Genomic DNA, 9,518 nt, shown 5'->3' with positions numbered 1-9,518 from the left:
CACGAATCCTGACCGAGTTCACACCGGCCGGCACGAACAAACGCATCGATTTGATAATCACCGATGGCACGACGGCTTTACCCATCGAGGTAAAAATGAACTGGGACCAGTTTGAACACAAGAAAGTCAATGGCGTAATGCGTGAACGGGAAGCTTCGACCATCGTTTCACGCTTTTCGTCGTTGCAAAGCGATTTTAAATCGGTAGTGCATTGCAAGATCGTCATCATTCAGTACGACCTTCGTCAGCGATCAAACCGGCGTGAGAAAGCACTGTCAGTTTTTTCCAGGTCGCCCAATCCAGTTGAACTCGTCGCCTACAGCGAACACGGTGAACGAGTGGTTCGATTGACGCTGGGGGCGTAGGAAAAACAAGATGCGTCTTCAGTTCCGCCGTTAACATGCAGTACGTCAAATAGCTTGATTTTTTAGAGAATTTGTCACGATGCGGGTACTACGCCAACGCGACCTACGCGCGTTGGCGGCGCAAGAGCAACCCCAATTATCCAGAGCCCGAGATGGTGCGGCGCGAAGTGCTGACCATGCTGAAGGGCACGGCCGTGGCGACCCTTCCCCCCACGTTCTCCCTGGTGCTGATCGACAGCGGTTGGTCCCAGGCCTACTGCGGCATGGGAGACTACGGCGTGGGCTACCTGGTAACTTGTTGGCCGTTTGATGCGGTCGTTCCGGGGGGGCCGATGCGTTATGTGGTGACTACTCGTGCTAGCCCCCGCCACCCAGCGGAGGTGTAGGCGAGGGGTACACTCGAGCCTGCAACCCGCCAAACCTGCCCCACCGCCCGATCCTCAGTTCTCGTCAGTTTTCCCGAAGTCAGGATGTAGCGGGCCGATGAGCATGCCGCGATTCTTGTCGTGGATCAGTTTTTGGTTGGCCATGCGCGCGACGTTGTGGGTTTGATCGGTAGCGGTGTCCACGACTTGCTCCACGGCTGCAACGATAAGGGCAACGATCAGGCCCCCGGCTCCTCCGCCCGCGCCGCTGTTGCTACTCTGGACGAGTTTTACTTTGCCATCCCAGATTTGTGTGCCGGTATCTACGTCGACCAGGCGTGCCCGCGCGGCGACCGTCGTGTTGGATGACAGCAGGACATACTTCTGGCCAAATTCCTCGATGGTGATGTAGAGAACGGCGTCGGGTCCAATGATTTCGTCGAACTTGTTGAGTGAGACGGTGTGCATTTCACCGGGAGTCGGAAGCCCGTTTTCCTTCATGAACACATCAATCACCGACACCGGATACACGTAGTAGCCGCGTTCGGCCAGCGGTCTGGAGATGGTCGTCAGAAACGAATAAGGGGCATTCGCATCGGTGGACTCGTTGAGAGGCGGCAGCACTAGAATCGAGCGCGGCATGTGGGCCTGGTAGGCGGAGTAGTCGTAGGGCGTCGCACAGCCGATCCCGCCGACCAAGATCACACCCAGAAACAGCGGCAGCACAATTCGACTCGGTAGCGTGCGAATCACTGTTGCTCCATTCGTTCGAGAAGGCCATCGATGAAGGTCTTGGACTCTGGGTAGAGTTCGAGCTCGAGATTAAAATGGGTGCGGGCGCTATCGAGGTCTCCCTGCGTTGCGTAGAGATATCCCAGATGCGCATGCACGCCCGGAGGCAAACCAAACCCCTCGGTAGCGGTCCGCTCGACATCCTCGGCCAGACGGGTGGCTTGGGTAATCGGATCCGATTCGCCCGGGTACTTGTACGACTGATACATCAGGTCTTCGTAGATGCCCCAGCGATACACCAAAGGGGTCGTCACACAACCGGCGGCGGAAATATAGAACAACAAAACTACGGTCGATAGACTGATCAACCGCTGTAGCCTTTTCATTCAGTTCCCGTCGGCGACCATTCGCCCCGCTCGAGGGCATCAACCAGATTGTTGACTGCCTCGGTGATGGCAAAGTTCAAGACCTTGCCATTCAGTGTTGCATCGTAGCCTGCGGTGCCTCCGAAACCGATCAACTCGCGATTCGAGAGCGCATACTCACCGGCACCCTGTACAGAGAAGACGACTGTCCCAGTACGCACATCGATCAAATTCAAAGCCACCTTGGCGTAGGCCGATTGCTTTTTCCCCGAGCCGAGAATTCCGAAGAGCTGCCGGTCGCCCGTCGTGCGTCGCCCAAACTCGGTGACGTCGCCCCCGACAGCGATCTCTGCTCCGACCAGCGATTGGGCTGTGCCACTGATTTGCGCTTCCTGGGAGATCGCGGCCATGTTGTCTCTGTCGACGATATTGAAGCGCCCGGTTTGCTGAAGATGTGTTTTGAGGATCGTCTTGGCCTGACTCCCCAAGCGGTCCTTGCCGTCCGAGAAAATGCCGCGCTGATATGTCGATCGGTTTTGAAAGTTCCCGATAACCAGGGTGTAGCGCGGGCCGCTGTAGCTCGTTCTGTGAGATCGAACGGTTTCAGCCTGAATCACCTTTCGGGATTCCGTCGCGCAGCCGACGACTGAGATCACAAGCAACATCGCGCAGGCGCTCATCGACATCAGACGATCTGAATGGGTTGACGCGAGTTCGTGGCGAACCGCATGAACCGTTTTGTGAGTGCAGATACTTGACATGGAAACGCCGACCTCCTGGGTGCCAATACTGGCGTCACAATATCACCACACACGTTTCGGGGGAAGGGGGTCTCCCCTCACACCCACCGCCTCACCCCCTTCTTATACGCCACATAAACCTCCCCAAACGCGCCTTCCAAATAAGCCTCCTCCCCCGCAATAACAAACCGATCCAGCATCATCTTGCTAGCCGGAACGAGCACGATCACCCACAAATTATCCATCATCATCCCAATCCCAACCTGCAACAACAACGCCGAAACATAAATCGGATTCCTCGAAAACCGATAGAGCCCGCTCTGAATCACAAAACTAGACGGCCTGTTGTGCAAAATATTGGTCTTGGCCCGATAAAACTGCACCCACCCGCCAATCAATATCCCGCACCCCGCGCCAACCACCGTCCCCCCAACAACAGACCACCCACCCCAATCCGGCAAATTCAAAGCCACAACCCTCTGCATCCAATATCCGACGAATATCGCCACGAGCAAAAACACCGGGGGCGGAACCTTCGTGCCCGGATTGTCGATCACGACCTTCTGCTCACTCTCCATCTAAACCACCTCCCCCTCCGGAAGTCGCGCCAAGCAGAGCTTCGAATTCTGCTTTCTGGCTGATCACCGGGTAGTCCCAGCCGAGCACGTGTTCTTGAGCATCGGCCCAGGTTGCGTCTGGACCGAAGAGGATGAAGAGGTCCCACGGTGTTTCGATATCTATTTCTGGGATGATGCGAGTCTTCAGCTCCTGGCTGAGGTGTTGTTTATCGTCCCAGAACTGCGGGAATCCCCAGTCCGCAAATTCCTTGACCATTCTTGGAAGTGCCCACCATTCCATCGCTCTCGGAAACATTCGCATCCACACCACTTGAACCGAAATGTCCAGATCAGGGTGACTCTCGAGGTAATTGCGTGCGTAGCGACCGCCACGCTGGCAAGCCAGTCAAGCGGGAGATAGAAGAAGCAGGAGGCGATGCCTTCCCCTCTCCGCATCAAAATGCTTTGCCAAGGGTTCGAGGCCCCCCCGGAGATCTTCGGCACCCGGCGGTGCATCAATGGCTTGTGATGCGGACGGCATCAGCAGAAGCGAAAGTGCGGCACCTAGCTTGGCTACTAGTTTCATCTCTCCCCTCCTTCAATTACTCCCGATTTCACACGCCGCGTTTGCGCGCGGCCAGACATTCCAAACCCCCGCGATCACCAGTACCCCTACCCCGGCGTAGATGATGGGGTCGCTTCCCATGACTAATTTTGCGAACAACACGACAAGGGTCGCTGACGCACCCAGGGCAAAGGGTCCGTAACCTCTGCGAGATTTGGCGCGGTAGAGAAGTGCGCCGAGCGCAACCGCGAGAAATAGAACCGTAATGTACGTCTGGATCATTACGTCCTCGAGTACGCCAAGGCCCAGCGCACTCAAGATTCCCGCATACGCGGGATAGCAGGTTGGACACAGGGGAAGAGCGGCGAGCGCAGAGGCCGGAAGGCCCAGGAACGAGTGTTCGTATCGTCTCGTTGTTGTTCTCATGCGTTTAATTCCGCGGGACGCAATTTTGAGTTCGATCATCGTCATCTTGCCTCTGACTATTGATCAGATGACCATTGTAGACCCTGCACCTAGGTTCAAGGTCAAGGGTTTTGGCACATAATTGCGGCTTTTTTCTCTGGGCGAAGTTACGCGGGGTTCGGGCCTGTGGGGACTATTGATCTCTGCCTCGAGGTTTCCTATTGGTGGGACCATGGCCCATGAGCTCACGATCGGCGAGCTGGCCAAGGCGGCTGGTGTTCCGGTTTCGACGGTTCGCTTTTACGAGCGGAAGCGCCTGCTCCGGCCCAGTGGTCGATCCCCGGCCAATTACCGCCTCTACTCCCAAGGTGATCTCGAACAGCTCCGCTTCATTCGTGCAGCCCAGGGGACCGGCTTTACACTCGCTGATGTAATAAAGCTCATGCGCCCTGCCCCGTGCGGGTCAGTGCAGAGACTCATCGAGGAGCGGTTGGAGGAAATCACCGCCCGGGTCAAAGAGTTGCGGCACGTACAGAAGGTGCTGAAAACCGCGCTCAATCAGTGTCGAGAACACGAGACCAGCGGCCGCTGTAAAGTGGTCGACAATCTGACAGCGGGTTCCAAGGCTCGGCGCTAAAAGAGAATGCGCGCTCGCCCTTGACCTTGAACCACGGTTCAGGCTGTATCTTTCCAATGATCCGATGAGGTGAGTCGAGGTGAGGTGAGGTGAGGTGACACCATGACAATCGACGTGCTCTATTTCGAGGGCTGCCCGAATTACAAACCAACTGTGAAGCTCGTGCGAGAAATCATGCAGACGCTCGGCGTTGATTTGGAAATCCGCGAGATCGAGATCTTGAACCCCGAAGAAGCTCAAGCCATGCGCTTCCTCGGCTCCCCTTCGGTGCGGGTCAACGGTCACGATGTCGAGCCGGGCGCCGACGACCGCACCGAGTTCGCATTCAGTTGCAGAATTTACGGGGAATCCGGGATCCCGCCGCGCGAGCTGCTAGTCGCGGCGATCGAGGGTGCGTAGCGGCTGCTTAGAAGCGAAAAATTCCTCCAACCGTCATCCCAACATGATCCAGACCCTCGACATCACCGGTGGTCATGATGTAGGTGACGTCGAAGTAGACGCCGAAATTCATATGGAAATAAAGTTCGATCCCGCCGCCGAAGCGTGCCGCCAGGTCCTCGCCGTCGCCCTTTAAGCCCGCGCCAAAAGCATCCTTGACGTAAAAATGCATCAAACCCACTCCGGCCACGACGTACGGATGAATCGTCCCGTGCCAGGCTACCTCCATCCGCTCGGTGATGAGATAGGCCTTCAGGTTGCCTGTGAAGGTCCAGGTCTCGACCTCGAGCAGGTCGATCCCCTCGACTTTGACGAGTGCAGGCGAAAACCATTGAAACTGCAACTCGGCTGCGATGTTGCGGTGCATTCGGTAGCCGGCTCTCAAGTCAGTACCCACCGTCTCCTTGGCCTTCACTTTTAACGGAGCGAAGGATCGTCTGAAGTCGTCTTCCACCTCCAGGTACTCGCCGGCCGCTAGTCCACCAGACAGATAGAAGAATTGGTGGCGCACGATGTCATATTCCTCATAGCCCTCGTGCTCCGCCGAAACGGGTGAAGCCGTGAGAAAAAGCAGCAGCAGCGTCGTAATACTCGTAATTGATCCATTCATGTGTCGTCCTCCGTTGTCCACGAAGAGTCGGTCCGTTGCCCCACGCAATTGTGTGTGAGATCCAGCGCGGAGCAATTATTGTACGCTAAGAGAATCACCCATCCCAATCCGCAAAACCCCAACGTCTCAGGAAAGTGCAATGTCCAGTCGATAGCGCCTACTAGAGCTGCGTGAATCCAGCCACCCGGCGCGACGCGACTGAGAACTCGCGAACCACCGCATCGACATGTAACGGATCCCTATGCCTGACAAATCAAATGCTGCGGCGACCGGCCTCTCCATACGCCAATGGCTCGTCCTGTTGGGAGTGGGAACCGCGATCCTTGTATTGCTCGTCAGTATCGCGGGCTTCGTGCTGCTGGAATCTATCGACTCACGGCAGGCTGCAGAACGTGAGGGCACGATGCTCTCGAAAATGGTGATCGCCCACACCAGTGCGGCGGTGGGCTTCAGTGACGCGGAGTTCGCCCGGAGAGCCCTTCAGTCCTTGGGTGCGGTGGCGAGCGTTTCCCGCGCCTGCATCTACAACGGCGACGGCGAGGTCTTCGCCCACTATCTGCGCCACAGCGATGCGAACGAGCCCGGTTGCCCAAAGGCAGTTCCATCGGGCATCTCTATTCAGAAGGAGCGAGTCGGTCTGACCAGTCCCATCCTGGTCGGCGACGAAGTCGTGGGGTCGTTCTATCTGGAGTCGAGCGTTGAGTTGCTCGGCGCGCGCATTGCTCGCAAGGCCAGAGTGGGTATCCCCCTTCTACTTGGCGCGGTGGTGCTCGCCGGGCTCTTTGCAATGAGGGTGCAACGGCGAATCACTGACCCCATTGGAAAACTGGTAGAGAATGCGCAGGCCCTGGCAGACGGCGATTTGGGAGTAACGCCGGTCGTGACCGGTGTGCGCGAGGTGGCAGTTCTCTCGCAAGCCTTTGGCGAGATGGCCCGCGAGCTTCGCGGTCTGATCGATCAGACCCGTGCAAGTACGACGGCCGTGGCCGAAACCGTGGAGATCCTGCGTGACTCGAGCGAACGGCTCGGCCACGACGCCCGCTCCCAGGAAGAGGCGGTGGCAGAATCGGTCCAGTCACTCGAGCAGATCGGGAGTGCCATTGACGCGGTGAGCAGCCATGCGGAGGTCCTATCCCTGGTAGCAGATGATACGACCAGTTCCCTCGCCTCGATTGACGACTCAACCTCGCGGGTGGCCGCACACGCCTCTGAACTCGCCAACTCGGTTGAGGTCACAGCCGCCTCGGTGAGAAGGATGCGAGAAAGCATCGAATTGACTTCGCAGAACGTCGCGCCGCTGCGCGACTCCATGGAGACGACTGTCCACTCAGTGCAGGTCCTCAGCCGCTCGATCGAGACAGTCGGACAGTTTGCAGATGAATGCGATCAGCTCGCATCTGGCACAGCGCGCGTGGCCGCAAGCGGCCAACGCGTCGTGGAAAAGTTCATTGAAGGCTCACATGAGATTCGCGATGAATTCGACGAGATCGAGCGGGTGGTCTCGGAGCTCTCGGTTCAGTCGGAGGCCATTGGTGATTTCATCCACTTGATTAGCGAGGTCGCAGACGAGAGCGCATTACTAGCCCTCAACGCGAGCATCATTGCGGCGCAGGCGGGCGACAGCGGGCGACCCTTCGCCGTGTTGGCAGCGCGTATTCGCACACTCGCCGGTCGCAGCGAGACGACCGTGGGCGAGATCAGCATCCTGGTGGAGAAAATCATGGAACGCACCCGCGAAACCGTCAAGCTGGTCACCGTGGGATCGAGGCGTGTAAAACAAGAATCGGCCCACTGGGAAGAAGCCGGGCAGGCCCTTCGGGAGATCTTGGGGATCGCGGATCAGTCGGCCTCAATTGCCAGTCAGATTGCGGATGCAACCCGTTCTCAAGTCCTGGAACTCGAACACGTCAGTGAAAACGCGGTTCACGTCGCCCAGATCTCACAGCAGATCGCCCAGTCCACAGACAAACAGCGCCGCGCCAGCGAGAGTATCGAAGAGACTGCCGACCAGATGCGCGAGTTGGCGGCAAAACTCCAGGTGGCTACTGATGTGCAGCGCCACGAGAGCCATCGGATGGAGCGCGTGGGGGCGCAGATTGCGGAGATCGCGGAAGTGTCGCTCGCGCAACGCGAACACCGAGAGCAACTGGAACGAGCGCTTCAAGTGTTCCGCAATGGATCACGGGTCAGCGCGCAGCGCGCAGCAGAACTCGAGAAGATTGTCGACGACCTGACCGAACGCTCCAAGACAGTTGAACACGTCCTGGCCCATTTTCGGCACTGAACCCGGAGAGAGCTGCACCCCCCCTCCTACCCCATCCGGCCCTTCAGCGTCTCGGCCCGATGCTTCTCCAGATAAGGCATGAAGGGCGTCCCCCCAGTCCCGACGTCATGCGGGTTGTTGGCGTCGGACTGCCCCTGCTGATGAATGTATCGATCCGCAAATTCCAGATGAATCGCTCGAAACCGCGTCAGCCATTGCAGGCAGCCGTCGTAGGCATCGGCAAGGTCGCTTCGCGTATCACGACAGCGCAACACATACCCCCGGATATCGGGACCCGCCTCGAGCTGGTCGCGAAAAGCCCGATGGTCTGGCGGCATGTACTCCCGCATCTCGACCAGGTACTGCCGCAACGGATCGGGTTCATGCTCAACCCCCAACGCCGCATCCAGACACGGAACAATTGCACTCTGCGCACCCGTCTCCCCGCGCAAGAACTGCGCCTTGCCCTCGTACTCCTCGACCCCCTCGTAAACCAAACCATCGGGCAAGCCCGGGTGGTCCTTCCAGCCGTGAATGTACGGACGAACGCGATGAAAGTAGACATAGGGGTCGCACCATTCGGGCATGCGGCTGAGGCTTGCGCACATGCTTTCAATAGATGCTGCGATTTCTTCGAGATGGGTGGTGAGGTCGTCGGCTCGATCCTGGGCGGCTGCGCTCTGGGCTTCGGGCAAACGCGCAATTGCGGGCGCCGCTATGGCTTCGATCTCCACGTGCACGAGAATGAACCAGTCTTCGTCGGCCCCGCCGAGAAAGTTTTGCAGCAGTTCGATGTTGCCGAGTGCGATCGGGCCTTCGGGGTCAATGCGCCGCCAATTGTCGAGGGCGTATGAACCGTAGGAGAGGATCGGCGGGCGTCCAATGCGCTTGGCCAGTGCCGCCCACGGCACGGCGATGCAGGCCGGCAGCGACGTCGCCGCCTCGCGCTCGCCCCAGACATAGGCGTGACCGAAGTATGAAAAAAGCATCATGGCGCGACGCAGTGCCGCGTCTCGATCAAGCAGGGCGAAGTCAATGCAGGGCAGCTCTCTCAGCGCATCGCGCACGCGTCCGGCGGGGATCAGACGTGGGAGCTCGCGGGCCAGTTCGTCAAATACGTGGAACGGTTCGGGCAGCGCGACAAGGGGATCCTGCTCGGGCAAGAACCCTCGCGTTGGATCCAATTTGAGAACGTTCTGTGGTTGTGGTGGTGGATGTGACTCCAATGCATGCTCCTGCGTCCGCGACAGAGGTCACCCTCGCCAGCTTGCCCTTTTGCTCTTCGGCGCTTCAGCTCTTTCTATATAGATAGAAGGAGATCGCGAAAATCGGGCGAGCGAGAGAAACGCTGAGAACGCTCTCGCTGGAAAATACTGCCCGGACCCTCGCTGATCGCTCGGTTTTTGGGTGTTGAGCGCCACAGCCCTCATCTACTGGCGAAGCGAAAGTGTGCCGATCATGCAACAATGAATTCGA

General features: G+C 58.1%; 13 protein-coding genes. 5 read left to right on the top strand and 8 right to left on the bottom strand.

All coding sequences use genetic code 11. The annotated features are described in order from the left end of the window. Together IH881_15025 and IH881_15020 are read left to right on the top strand one after the other, a co-directional pair. On the top strand, window positions 1-365 hold a 365-nt coding region (locus IH881_15025; protein ID MCH7869007.1), incomplete at its 5' end, for a hypothetical protein. A 71-nt stretch (window positions 366-436) separates the two neighbouring features. Then, the gene (locus IH881_15020; GenBank protein MCH7869006.1) at window positions 437-751 is read left to right on the top strand and encodes a hypothetical protein; all 315 of its coding nucleotides are present in this window, start codon (window positions 437-439) and stop codon (window positions 749-751) included. Between the two features lie 54 nt (window positions 752-805). Here the strand turns inward: IH881_15020 and IH881_15015 are convergent, their stop codons facing one another. The 6 genes from IH881_15015 to IH881_14990 all read right to left on the bottom strand — a co-directional run bounded on the left by IH881_15015 (window position 806) and on the right by IH881_14990 (window position 4,115). Next, window positions 806-1,480 carry a DUF799 family lipoprotein gene (locus tag IH881_15015; protein ID MCH7869005.1) on the bottom strand — a complete coding sequence of 225 codons (675 nt, stop codon included), beginning with the start codon at window positions 1,478-1,480 and terminating at the stop codon, window positions 806-808. Continuing rightward, window positions 1,480-1,848: a DUF4810 domain-containing protein gene (locus IH881_15010; GenBank protein ID MCH7869004.1), complete on the bottom strand. Its 369-nt coding sequence runs from the start codon at window positions 1,846-1,848 to the stop codon at window positions 1,480-1,482. Before IH881_15010 ends, IH881_15015 begins: the two co-directional genes overlap by 1 nt. Continuing rightward, the gene (locus tag IH881_15005) at window positions 1,845-2,513 is read right to left on the bottom strand and encodes a CsgG/HfaB family protein (GenBank protein MCH7869003.1); all 669 of its coding nucleotides are present in this window, start codon (window positions 2,511-2,513) and stop codon (window positions 1,845-1,847) included. Before IH881_15005 ends, IH881_15010 begins: the two co-directional genes overlap by 4 nt. Window positions 2,514-2,665: 152 nt before the next feature. Further along, entirely contained in the window at window positions 2,666-3,145 is a 480-nt protein-coding gene (locus tag IH881_15000) for an isoprenylcysteine carboxylmethyltransferase family protein (protein ID MCH7869002.1), read from the bottom strand. Next, window positions 3,135-3,425 carry a hypothetical protein gene (locus tag IH881_14995; GenBank protein ID MCH7869001.1) on the bottom strand — a complete coding sequence of 97 codons (291 nt, stop codon included), beginning with the start codon at window positions 3,423-3,425 and terminating at the stop codon, window positions 3,135-3,137. The genes IH881_15000 and IH881_14995 overlap by 11 nt, the downstream gene beginning before the upstream one ends. Window positions 3,426-3,722: 297 nt before the next feature. Continuing rightward, window positions 3,723-4,115 carry a MerC family mercury resistance protein gene (locus IH881_14990; protein MCH7869000.1) on the bottom strand — a complete coding sequence of 131 codons (393 nt, stop codon included), beginning with the start codon at window positions 4,113-4,115 and terminating at the stop codon, window positions 3,723-3,725. A 211-nt stretch (window positions 4,116-4,326) separates the two neighbouring features. Between IH881_14990 and IH881_14985 the strand changes: the two genes are divergently transcribed. Both IH881_14985 and IH881_14980 read left to right on the top strand, forming a co-directional pair. Continuing rightward, entirely contained in the window at window positions 4,327-4,731 is a 405-nt protein-coding gene (locus IH881_14985; protein MCH7868999.1) for a MerR family transcriptional regulator, read from the top strand. Between the two features lie 102 nt (window positions 4,732-4,833). Beyond that, window positions 4,834-5,130, top strand: coding sequence for a DUF2703 domain-containing protein (locus IH881_14980; protein ID MCH7868998.1), 297 nt, complete (start codon window positions 4,834-4,836; stop codon window positions 5,128-5,130). Between the two features lie 7 nt (window positions 5,131-5,137). Here IH881_14980 and IH881_14975 read toward each other — a convergent pair whose 3' ends face one another. Then, on the bottom strand, window positions 5,138-5,779 hold the full coding sequence (locus IH881_14975) for an outer membrane beta-barrel protein (GenBank protein ID MCH7868997.1): 642 nt from the start codon (window positions 5,777-5,779) through the stop codon (window positions 5,138-5,140). Window positions 5,780-6,020: 241 nt separating this feature from the next. Here IH881_14975 and IH881_14970 point away from each other — a divergent pair, with 241 nt between their 5' ends. Next, entirely contained in the window at window positions 6,021-8,063 is a 2,043-nt protein-coding gene (locus IH881_14970) for a HAMP domain-containing protein (GenBank protein MCH7868996.1), read from the top strand. Between the two features lie 26 nt (window positions 8,064-8,089). Here IH881_14970 and IH881_14965 read toward each other — a convergent pair whose 3' ends face one another. Next, window positions 8,090-9,226, bottom strand: coding sequence for a hypothetical protein (locus IH881_14965; GenBank protein ID MCH7868995.1), 1,137 nt, complete (start codon window positions 9,224-9,226; stop codon window positions 8,090-8,092). Window positions 9,227-9,518: the final 292 nt, after the last annotated feature.

This window comes from Myxococcales bacterium, from assembly GCA_022563535.1.
In the GTDB taxonomy this organism is placed as follows: Bacteria; Myxococcota_A; UBA9160; order UBA9160; family UBA4427; genus DUBZ01.
The sequence above is the reverse complement of the archived record's forward strand: the minus strand, read 5'-3'. Positions and strand labels throughout refer to the sequence as shown.